The organism is Shewanella decolorationis, assembly GCF_004354305.1.
GTDB classification, from domain to species: domain Bacteria; phylum Pseudomonadota; class Gammaproteobacteria; order Enterobacterales; family Shewanellaceae; genus Shewanella; species Shewanella decolorationis.
Genome location: NZ_CP037898.1, coordinates 4,670,192 through 4,689,049 on the forward strand (window position 1 = coordinate 4,670,192; position 18,858 = coordinate 4,689,049).

17 protein-coding genes are annotated in these 18,858 nt (G+C 48.3%); 10 read left to right on the forward strand and 7 right to left on the reverse strand.

Translation table 11 applies throughout. The annotated features are described in order from the left end of the window. Positions 1 to 24: 24 nt before the first annotated feature. Positions 25 to 765: a pyruvate formate lyase 1-activating protein gene (gene pflA / locus EYR25_RS20930; RefSeq protein WP_133182657.1), complete on the forward strand. Its 741-nt coding sequence runs from the start codon at positions 25 to 27 to the stop codon at positions 763 to 765. A 15-nt stretch (positions 766 to 780) separates the two neighbouring features. On the opposite strand, the gene yfbV is transcribed toward pflA, so the two are convergent. Further along, complete coding sequence (gene yfbV, locus EYR25_RS20935; RefSeq protein WP_133182659.1) at positions 781 to 1,224, reverse strand: terminus macrodomain insulation protein YfbV; 444 nt, start codon at positions 1,222 to 1,224, stop codon at positions 781 to 783. Positions 1,225 to 1,365: 141 nt separating this feature from the next. Between yfbV and ackA the strand changes: the two genes are divergently transcribed. The 4 genes from ackA (at position 1,366) to EYR25_RS20960 (ending at position 6,512) form a co-directional block, all read left to right on the forward strand. After that, positions 1,366 to 2,565 (forward strand): acetate kinase, encoded by a 1,200-nt coding sequence (gene ackA, locus EYR25_RS20940; RefSeq protein WP_133182661.1) that lies wholly within the window; start codon positions 1,366 to 1,368, stop codon positions 2,563 to 2,565. Positions 2,566 to 2,690: 125 nt separating this feature from the next. Then, positions 2,691 to 4,844: a phosphate acetyltransferase gene (gene pta / locus EYR25_RS20945; RefSeq protein ID WP_039977696.1), complete on the forward strand. Its 2,154-nt coding sequence runs from the start codon at positions 2,691 to 2,693 to the stop codon at positions 4,842 to 4,844. A 461-nt stretch (positions 4,845 to 5,305) separates the two neighbouring features. Next, on the forward strand, positions 5,306 to 5,740 hold the full coding sequence (locus tag EYR25_RS20950) for a hypothetical protein (protein WP_023266330.1): 435 nt from the start codon (positions 5,306 to 5,308) through the stop codon (positions 5,738 to 5,740). A 610-nt stretch (positions 5,741 to 6,350) separates the two neighbouring features. Continuing rightward, positions 6,351 to 6,512: a hypothetical protein gene (locus tag EYR25_RS20960; RefSeq protein ID WP_243729920.1), complete on the forward strand. Its 162-nt coding sequence runs from the start codon at positions 6,351 to 6,353 to the stop codon at positions 6,510 to 6,512. Positions 6,513 to 6,600: 88 nt separating this feature from the next. Here the strand turns inward: EYR25_RS20960 and EYR25_RS20965 are convergent, their stop codons facing one another. Continuing rightward, positions 6,601 to 7,512 carry a class I SAM-dependent methyltransferase gene (locus EYR25_RS20965; RefSeq protein WP_133182663.1) on the reverse strand — a complete coding sequence of 304 codons (912 nt, stop codon included), beginning with the start codon at positions 7,510 to 7,512 and terminating at the stop codon, positions 6,601 to 6,603. Between the two features lie 6 nt (positions 7,513 to 7,518). Further along, a complete protein-coding gene (locus tag EYR25_RS20970) occupies positions 7,519 to 8,625 on the reverse strand; it encodes an AI-2E family transporter (RefSeq protein WP_133182665.1) in 1,107 nt (368 codons plus the stop codon). Between the two features lie 97 nt (positions 8,626 to 8,722). Between EYR25_RS20970 and folX the strand changes: the two genes are divergently transcribed. From folX to gltS, 3 genes are all read left to right on the forward strand, one after another. Beyond that, on the forward strand, positions 8,723 to 9,091 hold the full coding sequence (gene folX, locus EYR25_RS20975; protein WP_011622266.1) for a dihydroneopterin triphosphate 2'-epimerase: 369 nt from the start codon (positions 8,723 to 8,725) through the stop codon (positions 9,089 to 9,091). A gap of 70 nt (positions 9,092 to 9,161) precedes the next feature. Continuing rightward, on the forward strand, positions 9,162 to 10,052 hold the full coding sequence (locus EYR25_RS20980) for a TIGR01777 family oxidoreductase (RefSeq protein WP_133182666.1): 891 nt from the start codon (positions 9,162 to 9,164) through the stop codon (positions 10,050 to 10,052). Positions 10,053 to 10,618: 566 nt separating this feature from the next. Next, the gene (gene gltS / locus EYR25_RS20985; protein ID WP_133182667.1) at positions 10,619 to 11,842 is read left to right on the forward strand and encodes a sodium/glutamate symporter; all 1,224 of its coding nucleotides are present in this window, start codon (positions 10,619 to 10,621) and stop codon (positions 11,840 to 11,842) included. Positions 11,843 to 11,928: 86 nt separating this feature from the next. Here the strand turns inward: gltS and lepB are convergent, their stop codons facing one another. The 3 genes from lepB to EYR25_RS21000 all read right to left on the reverse strand — a co-directional run bounded on the left by lepB (position 11,929) and on the right by EYR25_RS21000 (position 16,160). Beyond that, the gene (lepB, locus tag EYR25_RS20990; RefSeq protein WP_133182668.1) at positions 11,929 to 12,591 is read right to left on the reverse strand and encodes a signal peptidase I; all 663 of its coding nucleotides are present in this window, start codon (positions 12,589 to 12,591) and stop codon (positions 11,929 to 11,931) included. A gap of 314 nt (positions 12,592 to 12,905) precedes the next feature. Then, entirely contained in the window at positions 12,906 to 15,407 is a 2,502-nt protein-coding gene (locus EYR25_RS20995) for an ABC transporter permease (RefSeq protein WP_133182669.1), read from the reverse strand. Positions 15,408 to 15,410: 3 nt separating this feature from the next. Then, complete coding sequence (locus EYR25_RS21000) at positions 15,411 to 16,160, reverse strand: ABC transporter ATP-binding protein (RefSeq protein WP_133182670.1); 750 nt, start codon at positions 16,158 to 16,160, stop codon at positions 15,411 to 15,413. 52 nt (positions 16,161 to 16,212) lie between these two features. On the opposite strand from EYR25_RS21000, the gene EYR25_RS21005 reads away from it, so the two are divergent. Further along, the gene (locus EYR25_RS21005) at positions 16,213 to 16,812 is read left to right on the forward strand and encodes an arylesterase (protein ID WP_023266342.1); all 600 of its coding nucleotides are present in this window, start codon (positions 16,213 to 16,215) and stop codon (positions 16,810 to 16,812) included. Between the two features lie 144 nt (positions 16,813 to 16,956). Then, positions 16,957 to 18,024, forward strand: a complete 1,068-nt coding sequence (locus EYR25_RS21010) for a DUF3083 family protein (protein ID WP_133182671.1) — start codon at positions 16,957 to 16,959, stop codon at positions 18,022 to 18,024. A gap of 101 nt (positions 18,025 to 18,125) precedes the next feature. Here the strand turns inward: EYR25_RS21010 and EYR25_RS21015 are convergent, their stop codons facing one another. Next, on the reverse strand, positions 18,126 to 18,857 hold the full coding sequence (locus EYR25_RS21015; RefSeq protein WP_023266344.1) for an AcvB/VirJ family lysyl-phosphatidylglycerol hydrolase: 732 nt from the start codon (positions 18,855 to 18,857) through the stop codon (positions 18,126 to 18,128). Position 18,858: the final 1 nt, after the last annotated feature.

Genomic DNA, 18,858 nt, shown 5'->3' on the forward strand with positions numbered 1-18,858 from the left:
TCACTTATTTCAACAGGAGTCACAATGGCAGTTACCGGTCGGATCCACTCAGTGGAATCCTTTGGCACAGTGGATGGTCCAGGCATACGGTTTATCACCTTTATGCAGGGCTGTTTAATGCGCTGTCAGTATTGTCATAACCGTGACACTTGGGATCTTGATGGTGGCAAAGAAGTACAGGTCGACGAGTTAATGAGCCAAATCATTAGCTACCGCCCCTTCCTCGATGCCAGCAACGGCGGTGTGACCGCCAGCGGTGGCGAAGCCATATTACAGGCGGAGTTTGTCGCCGAACTTTTTAAAGCCTGTAAAAAAGAAGGCATTCATACCTGTTTAGATACCAACGGCTTTGTGCGTAAGTACACGCCAGTGATTGATGAGCTACTCGATCATACCGATCTGGTGTTGCTTGATATCAAACAAATGAATGACGATAAACACATTGAACTGACAAAGGTCAGTAACCACAGAACGCTGCAATTTGCCGAGTATCTCGCCAAACGCAATCAGCCTACCTGGATACGTTATGTGGTCGTGGGTGGATTTACCGACGATGAAGCCTCGGCATTACAACTGGCCGAATTTATCAAGCCCATGAAGAATATTGAAAAAGTTGAACTCCTGCCCTACCACGAGCTGGGTAAACATAAGTGGGAAGCGATGGGAGAAAGCTATCAACTCGATGGCGTCGAACCACCGAGTCGCGACACCATGGAAAAAATTAAAGCCGTGTTTAGCTCACAGGGGATTAATGCGGTGTATTAAGACGCCAAGGGAGGCTTAAAGCTCCTCCCAATAACTGGCATCTAAGCGCTCAAAGGCTATTTTTAAGATGAGCGCCATATCAAGGTAACACGCCTTAGCGCCCAAGGATTGGCAATGAATGCCCATGGCAGACAATTTCGCACTCAACTGATTACTCCAGTCGAACAGCGATAAAGGTAATGGATGGCGCGCACGCCAGCCTAACCATAATAAGCCCTGCAACGGCAGGCTAATAAAGAACAACGCGACTGTGATGGCTTGAGGTAAAAACGCCCAACCATAGGTATAAATCTGACTCACACTCGCCAAAATCGCCAGCACTGGCATCACCAGAATGGCAAGCTGAGTGGCGCGTACCACCCGATACTCAGGAAAATACAAACCCAGTTGTCTAACCATAGGCCACGTCTTCATATAACGACGACCGTCACCTAAGGTTTTGAGAATATTGATGCTCAATTTTAGACACCTACAACAGAGGAACACTGCTTTTACCATAGCACAATCTGGCACAGCGCCCCAAGACTGTGATGGCAAATTACGCAAGCGTTCCCAAGATTTTGAATCGTTAACTTAAACACAATGGCAAAAGGTTTACACATGTCTAATAAACTGGTTTTAGTACTCAATTGCGGTAGCTCTTCACTCAAATTTGCCGTCATTGACGCGCAAACAGGTGACGATCAGATCTCTGGCCTAGCCGAGTGTTTTGGCTTAGAAGACTCGCGCATTAAATGGAAAATCAACGGTGAAAAGCATGAATCCTCTTTAGGTGCATTTACCGCTCACCGCGAAGCCGTTGAATTTATCGTCAATAAAATCCTTGCCGGTCAACCTGAATTAGCCGCGCAAATTCAGGCCGTAGGTCACCGTATCGTACACGGCGGCGAGAAGTTCACCCGCTCAGTGCTCATCGACGAGCATGTGATTAAAGGTATTGAAGAGTGTTCATCTCTGGCGCCACTGCATAACCCTGCGCACCTTATCGGTATTCGCGCAGCCATTGCGTCTTTCCCTAAACTGCCACAAGTGGCGGTGTTCGATACTGCATTCCACCAAAGCATGCCTGAGCGCGCTTTTATCTACGCTCTACCATACAAGCTGTACCGTGAACACGGTATCCGCCGCTATGGTATGCACGGCACTAGCCACCTGTTTGTCAGCCGTGAAGCCGCTAAAGTGTTGAACAAACCTTTAGAAGAAACCAACGTGATCTGCGCGCACTTAGGCAACGGTGCCTCGGTGACGGCGGTTAAAGGCGGTAAGAGTGTTGATACCTCAATGGGACTGACGCCACTTGAAGGCTTAGTCATGGGCACTCGCTGTGGCGATCTCGACCCATCAATTATCTACCACTTAGTGCACCAACTCGGTTACACACTGGAAGAAGTCAACAGCCTGATGAACAAGCAAAGTGGTCTGCTAGGGATTTCTGAGCTGACCAACGACTGCCGTGGCATCGAAGAAGGTTATGCCGATGGTCACAAAGGCGCGACCTTAGCACTGGAAATCTTCTGCTACCGTCTGGCGAAATATATCGCGTCTTACACTGTGCCACTCGGTCGTTTAGATGCCGTGGTCTTTACCGGTGGTATCGGCGAAAACTCCGATCTCATCCGCGAGAAAGTGCTCAACCTGCTACAAATCTTCAATTTCCATGTCGATAGTGAGCGAAACAAAGCAGCCCGCTTCGGCAAGAAAGGCATCATCACCACAGACAACAGTACTGTTGCCATGGTCATCCCGACCAACGAAGAGTGGGTTATCGCCGAAGATTCGATTAAACTCATTACTAAATAATAAGATGATCCAAGCCGTTTGCTCTGCCAAACGGCTTTGTTATTAGCGACCTACAGCTAAATAAACACAAGCAAAGCTGCAGAGACGACTCACTCTGCCAAAAACCATCGAACTTAGAGGTTTTTATGTCTCGAAATATTATGTTAATCCCCATAGGCACAGGAGTTGGCCTGACCTCCTTAAGCCTAGGTATGGTGCGTGCATTAGAGCGCCACGGGGTAAAAGTCCAATTCTTTAAACCCATTTCCCAGCTACGTCCTAATGATAATGGCCCAGAGCGCTCTACCACGATTTTAAGCAAATCGCCCACGGTTAATCCATTAGAGCCCTTCGATATGGCCCATGCCGAAGCACTTATCCGCGCTGACCAAACTGATGTGCTGATGGAGCAAATCATTGCCCGCGCCGCGGAATGCGCCAGCAACACCGAAACCCTGATTGTTGAAGGTCTGGTACCTACCCGCAACCATCCCTTTGCCGATGACGTTAACTACGCTATCGCCAAGGCAATGGACGCGGACGTAATTTTCATTGCCACCCCCGGCAGCGACACGCCAACTGGCCTGATGAACCGCCTTGAAATTGCCTACAACTCATGGGGCGGCAAAAACAACAAACGTCTGATTGGTGCCGTGATCAACAAGATTGGTGCACCGGTGGACGATGAAGGTCGCGCGCGCCCAGACTTATCGGAAGTGTTCGATCATCAAGGCGTGCAACGCTCTGATGCGTCCATCATGTTCCAACTGCCGGGTAAGAGCCCACTGCGGATCTTAGGTAGCGTGCCTTACAACCTCGATTTGGTCGCGCCACGCGCATCGGATCTGGCTAAGCATCTACGTGCCCGCATTCTCAATGCCGGCGAGATGAACACCCGCCGCCTACGTAAAGTCACCTTCTGCGCCCGCAGCTTGCCGAATATGGTCAACCACATTAAGACAGATTCACTGCTGGTAACTTCTGGCGATCGCTCCGATGTGATTGTGTCAGCGTGCCTTGCCGCCATGAACGGCGTGAAGATTGGTGCCCTGCTGCTAACGGGTAGCTACGAGCCAGAGCCTGAAATTCTGAAACTATGTGAACAGGCCTTCGAGACAGGTTTACCGGTATTCCTCATCGATACTAACACTTGGCAGACTTCATTAAATATCCAACGCTTCGACCACGAAGTACCGGTGGATGATGCAGTACGTATCGATCTAGTTCAGGAATACGTTGCCAGCCATATCGACCAAAGCTGGATTGAAAGCGTGACCAAAAACTCTCCAAGAGAACATCGCTTATCACCTCCAGCGTTCCGTTATAAGCTCACCGAACTTGCGCGCGCCGCCCACAAAACCGTGGTGCTGCCAGAGGGTGATGAGCCACGTACCATCAAGGCCGCCGCGATTTGTGCCGAACGAGGCATTGCGCGTTGCGTGCTGTTAGGTAAAAAAGATGAAATCTTGCGTATTGCAGCCCAACAAGACGTAGTACTTGGCGAAGGCGTTGTGATTGTCGACCCCGATGATGTACGTGATCGCTATGTTGAACCAATGCTCGATCTGCGTCGCAGCAAAGGCCTGACTGAAGTCGTTGCCAAAGAGCAGTTAGAAGACAACATGGTGCTCGGCACTATGATGCTGGCGCAAAACGAAGTTGATGGTATCGTCTCTGGCGCGGTAAACACCACAGCCAATACGATTCGTCCGCCGCTGCAACTGATCAAAACCGCACCGGGTTCTAGCCTTGTTTCTTCTATCTTCTTTATGTTGATGCCAGACCAAGTGCTGGTTTACGGTGATTGTGCGATTAACCCCGATCCTAACGCTGAACAACTGGCCGATATCGCCATTCAATCGGCAGAATCTGCTAAAGCCTTCGGCATCGAACCAAGAGTGGCAATGATCAGCTACTCAACGGGTAACTCTGGTACTGGTTCGGATGTGGATAAAGTGCGTGAAGCTACCCGTATCGCGAAAGAAAAACGTCCTGATCTGGTTATCGACGGTCCACTGCAATACGACGCGGCCGTTATGCCAAACGTGGCTCGTTCTAAAGCGCCTAACAGCCCTGTTGCGGGCCAAGCGACTGTATTCGTATTCCCCGATCTCAACACGGGTAACACCACCTACAAAGCAGTACAGCGTAGTGCTGACCTCATCAGTATTGGCCCAATGCTGCAAGGCATGCGTAAGCCTGTGAACGACTTATCCCGCGGCGCCTTAGTGGACGATATCGTCTACACTATCGCACTGACGGCGATTCAAGCATCACAAAACGATGCTAACAAAGCCTAATATACTCAGCTAAAGCATCATCACAAAAGCACTGACCTGTTCAGTGCTTTTTTATTTCCGAAGGGAAAGGCTCACAAAAAGCGGACAGCATTAAACGCTTAAAATATCCACAAAACACCATGAAAATGCTATTTTTTTGAAAATCACAGGTTGTGAATAGACTGAGAAAATCTAAGAAAATATCCACAAGGAAATGGTAAAAGAAGCAGGCTTCAGAAAAGCGTCACTTTTTAACCAGCAAATAAAACAATATACAATCAGCCACTTAAAAAGTATCCATCTAGTCTTCAACATGGTTTTCCACAGATTCTGTGGATAACCTAATGAAGTCATCCTTTCAGATATGCCACAGGCGGCCGATCCGAGTCAAGGTATTTTCGGCAGTGACCGCCATTATTACAAAACTTGAACATGACCGCTAAAATCGCGATACTCATGACAAATTCCTATAACGAAAAGCCATGAGAACCTTATTTTTCCTTTCACTATTGTTTTTGTTTGGCTGTGGCGAGCCTGCAAATACAGAGCAACCCGTGCTAACACCAGAAGAAGTTAGCCTTGGTTTTTTTAGTGCGATTTATGTTGAGCGCGATGTCGAAAAAGCCAAGCAGTATGTCAATGAGCCGCTCAAAGAGGTACTCACCCACTACTATATCGCGGCCGCGGTACAACGTAATGTGCTTAGCCTGTCGATGACCAATGTCGAAATGGAAATTGATGATATTGATATCGATTTTTTCCGTAAGTTCACCAAAGACGTCATGGTAGTTGTCAAAATGAAGGGCTTAAAGGGCGGACAACCTTGGATTGATGACAGAACGATTCGTTTACATAAAATCGCAGGCAAGTGGATTATCGTCGAGATCATGCCCGAAAAACGTAAGGTGAATGGTTAAACGATTTATCACTCCCTTCAGCTTGATATCCAACATCAGATAAAAAAATCGCAACCCTAAGGTTGCGATTTTTTTGTGCTTGTATTTGTTACTTCAGACTCAGAACCCGTACTGTAATTGTTGGCTTACAGAACTTATACCGCTTCTTCTTCGCTCTGTTCAGGTAAAGACGTCATTACATCGTCTTTAACTTGGTAGTAAGCGTTTTCGTATTCATGAACTTCCATAACAACTCCTGCTCGATTTTGTAAGGTCGCAAAGGCATGCCGTTCTATGCTGACATTTTGCCCATGAGGAAAGGGAATTTCCGTGGCGCTGAGTATATCAAAGCCAGAACAGCAATTACAGAAAACTTTCAGTTTTGTTTCGATTTAAAAGATAAAAATGGCTTTAAAGGCTAAAAAAGCCTTTAAAAAGTATAGATAGCTGAAAGTCTTTCAGTTTGCATAGCCATAATGAGCTTGCACACAAAGCATCCTGTGAGACAGACATGATCAGCTCTACAATAATGGTGTGAATAGAAGGTCGATTGAATGCTTTCATGAGTGTTAAGCCGCAAAACTCACCATCCAATCCAGCCATAGCCATGATTGAGATATTGGAGTTCCATATGTTTATCGTTCGAATGAATATCCCACTCGATGCAAAGGATAAGTTAGATGTTGGTATTTCAATGCTTATGCTCGGAGATACGCATAATGTCAGTCTTGACATTGAACATCATAGGCAATCGCAACGCTCTGAGTGGTTAGGTTATTCACTGGCTTGGTAGAGGATAAGGGGATAAAGCGCGAAGTACATCATAAACGCCATCATAAGGCCTATCTAGCTCTTATTATGGCGTTTTATGAGGAGTGGCTTTAAGCCTTTAAGCGGTAACGCAGCACCTTTAATGATTTCTCCTCAGAGACATCAACAAAGGCGGCGGGATTGGGTAAGCGCTCAAGGTATTCGAGTGCAGGCGCGGCGTCTTCGACCTGCTGGCGTAAAAACTGGGTATCGAGTTCCGGCGCATTTAAACAGAGTAGCACTTCGGCATTCTCGGCTAACAACTCGGGTAAATGCCTGATCAAACGCACATAATCCTTAGTCGCCACGAAACTGCCCTTTTGATTACTCGGCGGATCGGCAACCACTATGTCATAGGGTCCTAACTTGCGTAACTTACCCCATGACTTAAAAATATCGTGCCCTAAGAAGCGTGCACCCGCACTAAAGCCATTCAGCAGATGGTTCTGCTTGCCTATGGCTAACGCCCCTTTACTCATGTCCATATTCACTACTTCGTCGGCGCCGCCCTGTAGCGCTGCCACCGAGAAACCACAGGTATAAGCAAACAAATTCAGCACTTTCTTATGGCGAGCATGGGCTCTGACCCATTCACGGCCATTGGCCATATCGAGGAACAAACCGTGGTTTTGTCCCCGTAATAAATGCACCAAAAACTGGGCGCCGTTTTCGCTGACCACATGGGGATCGGGCACCTCACCCGCCAGTACTTGGCTAAAGGTTTCGCCACCGCTGCGGTATTGATACACCAAGTTTAACGGCCAATTAGGCTGTATCACTTGCCAACGCGCCGTAATCGCCTGTTGGCATAGGGCCAACTCGGCCACATCAAGGGGAGTAAAACTAGTCAATAACAACACGGGCGCGAACCAATCTAAACAAAGATGTTCGCAGCCTGGGTAATAACCGCCGCGACCATGGAATAATCGCGTGGCATCCTCACCGACTTCAATCGTCGCCAGTGCTTCTATAAAACGTTGCATTATCTACTACTTATTATCTGTTGAATGGGTATCGACAGGTTCAGAAATCGGAGCGGTGCTTGTCGATTGGCCCACCAGTTTATCATCCACATCGTCGGATAATAAAATGGCTAACCAGCTACCACTCTTGCTGGATTCGAGGGCGATTTTCACCACCATGGTTAAGGGAACCGACAGCAACATGCCGACCGAACCCAGCAACCACCCCCAAAAAATTAACGATAAAAACACTACTAAGGTAGAAAGCCCAAGACCGCGGCCCATAAATTTAGGCTCAACCACGTTACCCATCACCATGTTGGCACCAACGTACAGCAGCGCGGTTCCGCCCGCCGCTGCGGGGCCTAATTGGATAAAGGCCAACAACACGGCGGGAATAGCCGCGATAATCGAGCCAATATTAGGGATATAGTTGAATAAAAAGGCGATAACCGCCCAAAGCAGCGCGTAATCCACGCCGATAAACGCGAGCCCAACACCGACAATCAAGCCCGTCGCTAAACTGACCAAGGTCTTGATCACCATATATTGATTCACCGATTGCAGAAAACGGTCAATCTGCTTTAAACGCATATCCGGATCATCCAGTGCCAAATGCAGTTTTTTCGGCAGAGACTGCGCCTCAAACAACATAAAGACGATGGTCAGAATGATCAGGAACAAATTTGCCATCACATTGCCGACACCCGAGAGCATATTGGTGGTCATAGACAACGCCATGCCGGGGTCGAAATAGGCCAGCACTTGCTCCTTGGAGATTTGGATATTTAGCGCCTGCAACTTATGCAGCACCCAGGAAAACTGCTCCACCAGCTGATCGCGATACTGCGGCAACTGCTTTGAAAACTCATTAATAGAGCTGCCCACTAGCGAAGCCAGCCATAAGCCCATCAACACGATAAAACCCATTAACAGGATCACGGCGAGCCATTTAGGTACGCGGTATTTGGTCATCAAGCCAATCGCCGGATTACAGATCACCGCAATAAAACTGGATAGCACAAAGGGAACAACAATCGGGCTGGCGGCCTTTATCCCTGCCAAAATAATCACCACAAAGGCCATGACGGCAAAACCTTTGTAAGCGGCAGACGGCGTATTGGAACGTGTCATGGCGTAAAAATCCTTCTTGATCTTCGATAAAGTTGTTAGGCTAGCCCAAGAAAAGTCTCAAACTCAATCACCTAAGCCATAAAACTAGATTGTCATTATGAAACCAGAAACCGCGATTATACGCATTAAAAACTTAAGACTGCGCACTTTTATCGGTATAAAAGAAGATGAAATCCAAAATCGGCAGGATGTGATCGTCAATGTCGTCATTCACTACTGTGCTGATAAGGCGCGCAACAGTGATAATGTCGACGATGCGCTGAATTATCGTACCATCACAAAAAAAATCATTGAGTTGATTGAAAACAATCGCTTCTCACTGCTCGAAAACCTCACCAGCCAGACATTAGCCATCGCCAGCGAGCATCCTTGGGTCGAATTTGCCAGCGTCGAAATAGATAAACCCCACGCCCTGCGCTTTGCCGATTCGGTGTCGATGGAGTTGTGTTACCAAAAACAGCAATAAAGTGATCCCCGCACGCCCGTTATCGTATATTGCTTATAATCAAAGAAAACCATCAACCAAGGACTCGACGATGAAGATATTGATAACGGGTGCAAGTGGGTTTATTGGCCAGCAGTTAGTCACCCATTTAGCCAATCAACATGAATTAGTTTTGCTGACCCGCCACCCCGGCAGCAGTCGGCAATTATTAGGCCCGCAGCACCAATATCTAAGTACCTTGGATGAAATTGATAATTTAAATCATATCGATGCGGTAATAAATCTCGCCGGCGAGCCCATTGTTGCTAAACGTTGGAGCGCGCAGCAAAAACAGCGCATCTGCGATAGCCGCTGGAATACCACAACAAAGCTTAGCCAACTAATTTTGAACAGCAGCACCCCGCCCAAGGTGATGATAAGTGGTTCTGCCATCGGTTTTTATGGCCGCCAAGGCGCCATCCCCATCGATGAAACCGCGGCCCCACATCCCGAATTTAGCCATGAGATTTGTCAAAAATGGGAGCGATTCGCACTAGAAGCCGCCAGTAAAACCCGCGTCTGCATCCTACGCACGGGTATAGTACTTGGCCATGGCGGCGCACTCGCAAAGATGTTGCCGCCGTTTAAATTAGGACTCGGTGGACCGATAGGCCATGGCTGCCAAGGCATGAGTTGGATCCACATTCAGGATATGGTTGCGTTGATAGACTTCTTACTCAACCATGACGAATGCGAAGGTATTTTCAATGCCACCGCGCCCAATCCTGTCAGTAACGCCGAGTTTGCCACCACCCTAGGCCGAGTGTTAAATCGCCCGACCTTTATCACGACCCCAGCCGCTATGCTGCGACTCGCCATGGGCGAAATGGCGGAATTACTTATCGAAGGACAATTTGTGCTTCCCAAACATGCGCTCGATGCGGGGTTTAGTTTCCGTTTTGAGCGGCTCGAACCTGCACTAAGGGACGTACTCGCGAGTTAATCGCTTTTTTCGACTCCAGCATTTTCGGTAACAGGCTTGAGAATAAAATGTTACCAGGCGCGTGAGACTGGGTTAACGCCATGCTGAATAATGGCTTGAAAATCAGAGATAAAAATCCCCTAAGGCGATTTATTTATCGATTTGGTTTTAGGCGATGCTGCGCTCGCATCTGGCAACAGCCGAAAAACATAAATGTAACACAATGATTTTAAAGACAATTTAACGACAATAACGCATTTTTCTGTTACACTCCCCGCCTCTTGCTTATCGCTATTGACGTGTTAGCGCCTGCACTGAAGCACAGTTAACGCTCCAAGCAAGTTCATTATCTTCAGTATTCGCCCCCTCAGTGGCGATACTGATCAACTACACCAATACGGTTCATATTCGCGCTTAATACTCCTTCTCCAACCTTGGGGATTGACAAGAATCTGTCCTTAGATCGCGCGTTTAACACTTAGCATTAGTCAATGCTAAATAACGAGATGGGTCGCCCTCACTCAGCTTTAGTACAGCCTGCTTGAGTACAGCGGTATTCCCACACAAACCATTTTTAAGGAACTATCATGCACACCACTTATACAATTGGCGAACTAGAGTCGTTCTTAATTGCTATCTTCGTGCTGTTTATTGGCCATTCCATCAATCGCCATGTGCGTGTTTTTAGACAATACAATATTCCCGAACCTATCGTAGGCGGGCTGGTCGTCGCCGCCGTCGTGGCCTTTTTACATTTCCAAGACATCACCCTCGCCTTCAGTTTACCCATGCAAAATACCTTAATGCTGATGTTTTTCAGTACCATAGGTTTATCGGCAAACTATAAGTTACTGCTTAGTGGCGGCAAAAAAGTGTTTATCTTTTTAGGCGTAGCGTCTGTCTATATCGTCATTCAAAATGCGGTGGGTGTGAGTCTTGCCAGCCTCCTCGGCTTAGATCCCATCTTGGGTCTTATCGCCGGCTCGATTACGCTGTCAGGCGGCCATGGGACTGGTGTTGCCTGGTCACAAACCTTTGCCGAAAACTACGGGATTAATACCTTAGAGCTTGCGATGGCGGCGGCCACCTTTGGCTTAGTCATGGGCGGCATTATCGGCGGCCCAGTTGCGCAGCGATTAATTGGCAAACACAATCTAGTATCCAGCTATGGCGTTGGTCGAAAGCACCACGCCACGCATCCACAACTGGTGACCTATGATCAGCTCGAAGAGGACCAAGTCACCGCCAAGACAATCATCGAAACCCTGTTTGTACTGCTGATCTGCGTTGCTGGGGCGAAATGGTTTACTGTGTTTGTCAGCGAATATCAGCTGAATTGGCTCAAGATGCCGGACTTTGTCTATGCCCTGTTTCTTGGGGTTATCATCGCCAACATCACCGAAGTGACCCGAGGTTATAAACCCCATACCGAGAGTATCGATGTAATAGGTACTGTGGCGCTGTCGTTATTCCTGTCTATGGCCTTGATGAATCTCAAGTTGTGGGAAATTTTGGATCTGGCTATCCCCTTACTGATTATCCTGTTGGTACAAACCGCAGTGCTGGCGGTATTCGCCTATTTTGTGACCTTCAAAATTATGGGTAGCAACTACGACGCGGCGGTGATCACCGGCGGTCACTGTGGCTTTGGTATGGGCGCCACTCCTACGGCGGTGATGAATATGGGCGCACTGGTGTCACGCACCGGCCCCTCGCCTCAGGCCTTTATGGTGGTACCGATTGTCGGCGCCTTCTTTATCGATATAGTTAATTTAATTGTATTGCAGGGCTACCTCAGCTTTTTGATGTAAGCGTACAACGCTTCGTAATCACATAAAAATGGCGCCGATAAGGGCGCCATTTTTATATCTCGTGAAGAGTGTCATCTAGGGACAAATTAGAACGCGCGCATCATGCGCTCTGGCTGCGGCAGGTAATAATCGTTGTAATCCAATGAGAAGACCACTGAGCTTGAGCGGCCAATAATCTCCTCTCTGGGCACAAAGCCTATGACTCTTGAATCGGCACTGTTATCTCGATTGTCCCCTAGCGCCAAATACTGGTTATAAGGCACCGTAACTGGGCCAAAATTGGCCAGCGGTGAGGGCTGCGGATTGAGGCGAATACTGTGCACTATGCCGAGGAGCTCCTCCTGCCACTCGGTGACATTCGCCGGCGCATAGGCACTTAATGCTTGCGATGTATAAACGAGTGGTTTGCCATTTAAATACAAGCGATTATCTCGCATCATCACAGTATCACCGGGTACGGCAATTACCCGCTTAATCAGCTTTTTATCAGCCTTTTTAGAGTCGAACACGATAATATCCCCACGAGTGGGGTCTGCAAGTTTAACGAGTGGAATATGGGTAAAGGGCACTCTGATATCGTAAGCCATCTTATTCACTAGAATACGGTCGCCCTCGACAATCGTCGGCAACATAGAACCTGTCGGCACTGTATTCCAATCGGCCACCGCACTCCTAAACACCAGCATTAGGCTGATAAACAACAAAAAGGAGCGATTATCTCTAAGTAATGTTCTAAGTTTTTTAAACATTCTGTTTATCTCCCTAAGGCCAAAATCCAGCAATCTTCTCGTTTGATGACAGTGCTAACTTATCAATTGACTGACGTAAGCAACTCATGCTCGTTAAATAGACTCATCAATCTCGGCGAAGTTCTTTACGGATAACATCTTGGCTTTTTCCATTTGTAAGCCAATGTGACAAATGCTCAAGCTTAGGCTCAGGCTAAAACACTCAAATAATCGCCATAAAAAAGCACTGATTTAGGCCAGTGCTTATTTTTTACATTTTGATTTTACATCTGATGGTGTTGCGGCATTCGCCTTAAGTCCAAACAGGCCTCATCTTAAGCGCCCGCTTTTAATAATTCGGCGCAGGATTGATTGAGTAATTGGCGGCAGCGCCAAACACCCAGCAATGCAACTAACAAGGCGCCGCAGACAGGGGCAATCCCCCACCATGGCCAGTGCATATACACATTGAGCTCAAACACTTGGGTCTTTAACAGATACAGTGCAAATTCCGCTACTATCACTGCAAGCACCCCTGCGATGCCTCCGAGTAATGCAAATTCAAGCCCAGTGGCGCTACGCAGTAACCAACCCGAGGCACCAAAGGTACGCAACACTGCGAGTTCACGCTGGCGCGTGGCCATTCCCGCCTCGGTTTGCGCAATAAGCACTAAAGAACTGGCCAGTAAGACGAGGACCAAGACCAACGTCAGCGACAGGGACACCTGCTCAATAATTTGTCGCAATTGCCCCACCATGGCGCCGACATCGATAATCGACACAGTAGGAAACTGCTGGATAAGTTCGAGGATCACTGTATTCTTTGGTGCATTATTCCCTAGCTCATCCGGCTTTTTGTCGTCGAGGTAGAAGCTTGCCATCGAGGTATAGGCAAAGGGCACCAGCGCTTCTTGCGTGAAGATCATAAAGAAGTTTGGCTGCATGGTTTCCCAGTGCACAGCACGGATACTGGCGACTTTAACCCTAAGCTCTTGGTTATCAATCATGTAAGTCAGCGTATCGCCCAGCTTTAGCCCTAAACGCTCGGCAACACCTGACTCGACAGAAACCTCATCCGCCGCCTGATTAAAATGCCCTTCAACTAACTCATTGTTGGCGGGTAAGCTATTGCGCCAAGTGAGATTAAGCTCGCGGGAGATCCCGACTCGTCCCTTCTCACCCGCTTCGGCCTGCTCGTTGGAAATCAAGGTTTCACCATTGATTTGAGTCAAGCGGCCGCGAATAACGGGATAGATATCCGTCGCTGCTATGCCCCTTTGTGCCATAAAGTCATTTAATGGCTTAGCATCATCGGGGGCGATATTGACCAAGAAATAGTTAGGTGCATTCTCGGGCAGCTGTTTTTGCCACTCATTCAGTAAATCTTGCCTTAGGGCCAAAATCGTCAGTAGCAATACCAAGGCCGCACTAAATCCCACCAGTTGCACCGCATTTTGCCGCGCGCGGCGGCGTAACCCCGCCAGTGCCAGTTGCAAGGGATTGGTAGTTTTCATGCCGACACTGTGGCCAAGGCGGATCATCACAAAGCCTAAAATACTCAGCAATACGCCGAGTAGCAGCACAGCCGCGACCACAGTCAGTGTCAGCGCCCAGCTTTGGGAATACAAATATCCCAACAGTGCCATCGCCCCTAAACTTAAGAGTAAATGCAGCCACATGCCGAGCTGCAAGCCTTCGAGTTGCCTTTGTAAAACGCGCAGCGGCGGAATCGCCAGCAGACGCATTAAAGGATAGGCCGAAAACATAAAGGCGCTGATAAGCCCAGTGCTGATCCCAAGCAGCAGCGGCCGCGTCAACGGTGGCGAATAGGCAGCGATTTCAGGGGGTAACAGTTGATTAATGCCTAAATCCAGCAGTGCCCCACCTATAAGCCCCAGCACAATGCCAAACAGCGTCACCAGCAGCAAATGGATACCAAACAGTCGACGAATTTGTGTTGATGAGGCGCCAAAGGTTTTAAGCATAGCCACCACGTCATAATGACGTTGGCAGTAACGCTGGGCGGCAATCCCAATCGCGGCGCAGGCCAGCGCAATACCGAGCAGGCTTGCCAGCAATAAAAAACGCTCCGCCCGCTTCACCGCGCCCGCTATCGGTGAGTCGCCGGACTGCACATCGACCCAGCGCTGGGAATTATTTAGCAGCGGTTTAACGCTATTTTCAAAGGCGCTTAAGGCGCTTTCTGCACCCGCAAATTGATACAGATAGGTCACTCGGCTGCCGGGTTGGATAACCCCAGTCTTGGCGACATCTTCTATCCGCATTAATACCACGGGGGAAGAAGCAAACGGATTAAAACCCGCATCGGGTAAGCGGCTGATTTCTTGACTTAAATGAAACTCACTGTTGCCCAATTCCAATGTTTTCGGGTATCCCAAGAGTCCCCCTAAGCGACTCTCGAACCACACCTCATCGGCGTGGGGCAAGCCTTGGGCTTTAACATCTTGGCCATTGGCCGCTTTAAGTTCGATATCTCCCTTAAGTGGATAACCAGACTCAACCGCCCGCACTGTGACTAACTGAAATTTATCCCCCGCATACACCATGGAGTTAAATTGCATATTGGTCACATGCTTAAGACCAAGCTCGTCGGCCTTGGCCAGAATGCTGGCGTCAATTTGAACGGGAGAGTCGATAATACGATCGGCGGCGATAAACTGGGTCGCCTGCCCGTTGATTGCGACTTGCAAACGCTCACTGACCCGCGCAAGACCGCTAACCGATAGCACCGCCAAGGTAATGGCGAGGATAATCAATAACAACTGCCCCTGTTGCAGCTCGCGCTTAAACAGGCGCCATGCCAAATTAAGCTCCATGGGTTAGGCCTCCTTGGCGCTTAATTCAAGGCTGTCATTCATGCTGTGCGATTGAGCCGAATCTAACTCTTCCTGCAAGTGGCCGTTATCCATAACCAGTTGCCGCTGGCAGCGTTTCGCCAATTGCAAGTCGTGGGTAACTAAGATGAGCGTGGTGTGGCTCTCTTGGTTGAGCTCAAACAACATATCGGCAATTTTATGGCCGTTAACACTGTCTAAATTGCCGGTTGGCTCGTCGGCAAATAGTACTTTAGGTTCACAGATAAAGGCGCGGGCAATGGCCACCCTTTGCTGCTCACCGCCGGATAATTGTTTAGGTAAATGGGTCAAACGGTGGGATAACCCTACGCGCCCCAGCATGGCCTCGGCCTTCTCCTTGGCATTTTTTACCCCAGCAAGCTCGGCCGGTAGCATCACATTTTCGAGGGCGGTTAAGGTATCAACTAACATAAAAGACTGAAAAATAAAACTCACTTTTTGCTTACGCAGCGCGGCTTTCTGTTCTTCATTGAGCGGTGATAGGGCTTGGCCATCAAGCCAAATCTCCCCCGACGTGGGGGTATCGAGCGCGGCGAGTAAGCCAAGCAATGTCGACTTGCCCGAGCCGGAGGGGCCTAATATCGCCACACTTTCCCCCTGCTTGACATCTAAGTTAATGCCCTTGAGGATAGTGAGCGAACCTTCCTGAGTAGTCACCAATTTTTCGAGGTTAACAACATTGATGGCACTGTTTTTTGAAACGACGTTAGACATAGGATCCTTCTTATACAAATCGTTCTTGCGTCAATCGCTAAGATGCAAGCCGATGGCAAAGGCCGTGAGCGCCTGCATCCTGTTAAGTCTGTTTATAACCACGCCAGTTCAGGCGGCGAAAGTATTGATCCTCGGCGATAGCTTAGGTGCCAGCTATGGCATGTCGGAACAAGTAGGCTGGGTGGCGCTGCTGCAAAAAAAATTACCCGAGCATGAATTTACCAATGGTTCGGTGAGCGGTGAAACCACAGCGGGCGGTTTGCGTCGTTTGCCTGCGCTGCTCGATTCAGTAGCCCCCGATTTAGTGGTGGTCGAACTCGGTGGTAACGATGGTTTACGTGGATTCCCCCCAACGCAACTCAAAAATAACCTAATCCAAATCATTACCCTAGCTAAAAATAGCGGTGCTAAAGTGCTACTGACCGAAATCATGGTACCGCCTAACTATGGCCCTCGCTATACCCAAAAGTTCACCCAAGTGTATCAAGAGATTGCTAAAGACGAGGAGATTGCATTAATCCCCTTCTTTATGCAGGAGATTGCGCCCTATCCTGAGTTGATGCAAAGGGATGGAATTCATCCCAATGAAAAGGCCCAAGAGAAGATAGCCACTTGGATGCAACCTTGGATTGAAAAAGCATTAACTCAATAAAATCGCTGCAATTTTAAGCTAATAAACAGCTTGCTGATGTAAACTTGCATTTAAGCGATAAAAACATGCTCCAACGCAACATTAACGCCTGAGATAAACAGTAAAATTCGTGTTAGCAAATGGTTAACCCAACAAGGAGTCAATATGTCCCTTAGCCATCAGCAAAAAGTGTACATACCCAAGGAAGCTCGTACCAACCAGTACATCACCGCCGAAATTAAAGTCACGGATGAATTACTGGCGCAATACCCCGATTACCATAGCTGTTATCAAACCTTAAGCCGCATTATTTTTAACTTGGCAGAACAACACGATCTCCGTAACGTTCATGTGATCACTAACGATAAACTGCCAGTCGTGCGTTACCACACCGAAGCCTATTGCTTCCAAACCGCTGAACAAATTCTGTTTTTTTACAATCCTGCCTATCACGAGGCACAAAACCTGTTTACCGAGGATAACTACCGCGCTCGCAAACTGCGTATTGTATTCTTAGCGACTGGCGATGAGATCCGTAGCAACTCGGCTAATTTCCATACCCGAGTACGGGAACTCCTAAACGAATTAATGCCTAAGCTGCCGATTAACGATCTTAAGGTGAAGATCCGCGACCACCAGCATTTATCCTATGATTTATTCGCTAAATCAAAAGGTAATAAAGAAACCTATGGCTATAAACTCAGAGCCATCGCACCAAGATACAAGGCCAGAAAATGTGACCTGCCGGAAAATGTTAGCTCACTCACCTATGTCACCGTCAGTCTGCCGCTGAGTCGCAAACTCAAACAAGGTTTACTCCCCGACTCTGCAACAGACTTTAGCCCGTTATATCAACATCTTGAAGATAACTTCCTCAAGGCGGCTGCCAATAAGCAATTAACGCGATTGGCTATGATCGCCAACGGCCTAACCCCCTTAGTTCGTAACAGTAAGTTTGAGAAACTCGACAGCAAGGCCGAAGTGCAAATGATCGGTTTTGACCCTAACGCAACCGAGCAGCAAGTGATCCGCCGCTGGGATGCCGACAACTTAGTCGAAGCCGCGCATTTTACTATCGTCGCGGGCGCCAAGGACTGTGATGACTCTGGCTATGGCCGTTTTATGAATAACGTCGAAGCCGCACTGAAGACCTTTGCCGCCGAGATTGGGCTAGATCCAGAGCGTGAAGATCTCGTGGTGCGCTTCCACCAGCACATTAGCTACCAGCTCTAGTCATTCGCTGTAGCACAACCTAAAACAAAGGGCGCATCCGCGCCCTTTTTATCTTTTATTCCAAAACATTAGGCTCATAGGATGCCATGCACAAAAGCGCGCTAACTTGGCTTTAGCCAACCTTTTATCAACTTGACCACTTTATCATAGTCATCATCAAAACTGTGGCCACCGCTTAACTCCATCACAGTGACATTAGGCTGCTTGACCGCAGGGCATAAATGCAGCGGCGCATCGTCCTCTTTTCCATAGAGGCAAAGCATAGGCACAGTGGTTTGTTTGTTCACTTCGGGCAAGGTTAAGTAACGAGCCGATTGATTATCCGAGGTGACCATCTCGCTCACATGGATTTCAAAATCCGAGGATTGTGAAGGAGAGAGCAGCACAGCGCCCAAGATATTCTTCCGATACCGCGCGGGCATCTCATTTAGCACAAAGGGAATGACTTCAGCCCCGAAGGAATAACCAATTAAAATCACTTTTTGCGTGCCAAATTCGGCCTGGTACTTGTCGATGATTGCTAAGGTATCTTGGGTGACATCTTTGGGATCTTTTTGTTTCCAATAGTATTTCAGCGAGCTCCAGCCGACGACTGGCCAGCCCTGCTGCTGTAAAATGCCCCCAACGGCTTTATCGAGGGTCGCCCAACCGCCATCGCCACTCAAAAAAATCACCAGCGGTGGTTTGGTATGGGATGACGCAGCGTTTACCTGAGTTGATGGTTCGACAGGTAACAGAGTCAGCCCTAGATTATCGGCAAACTCATCGGCAAAGGCATTAGCAGTTGAACATAACAGTAAAACGCTCAGTATCTTGATTAAGGATTTCGTCATC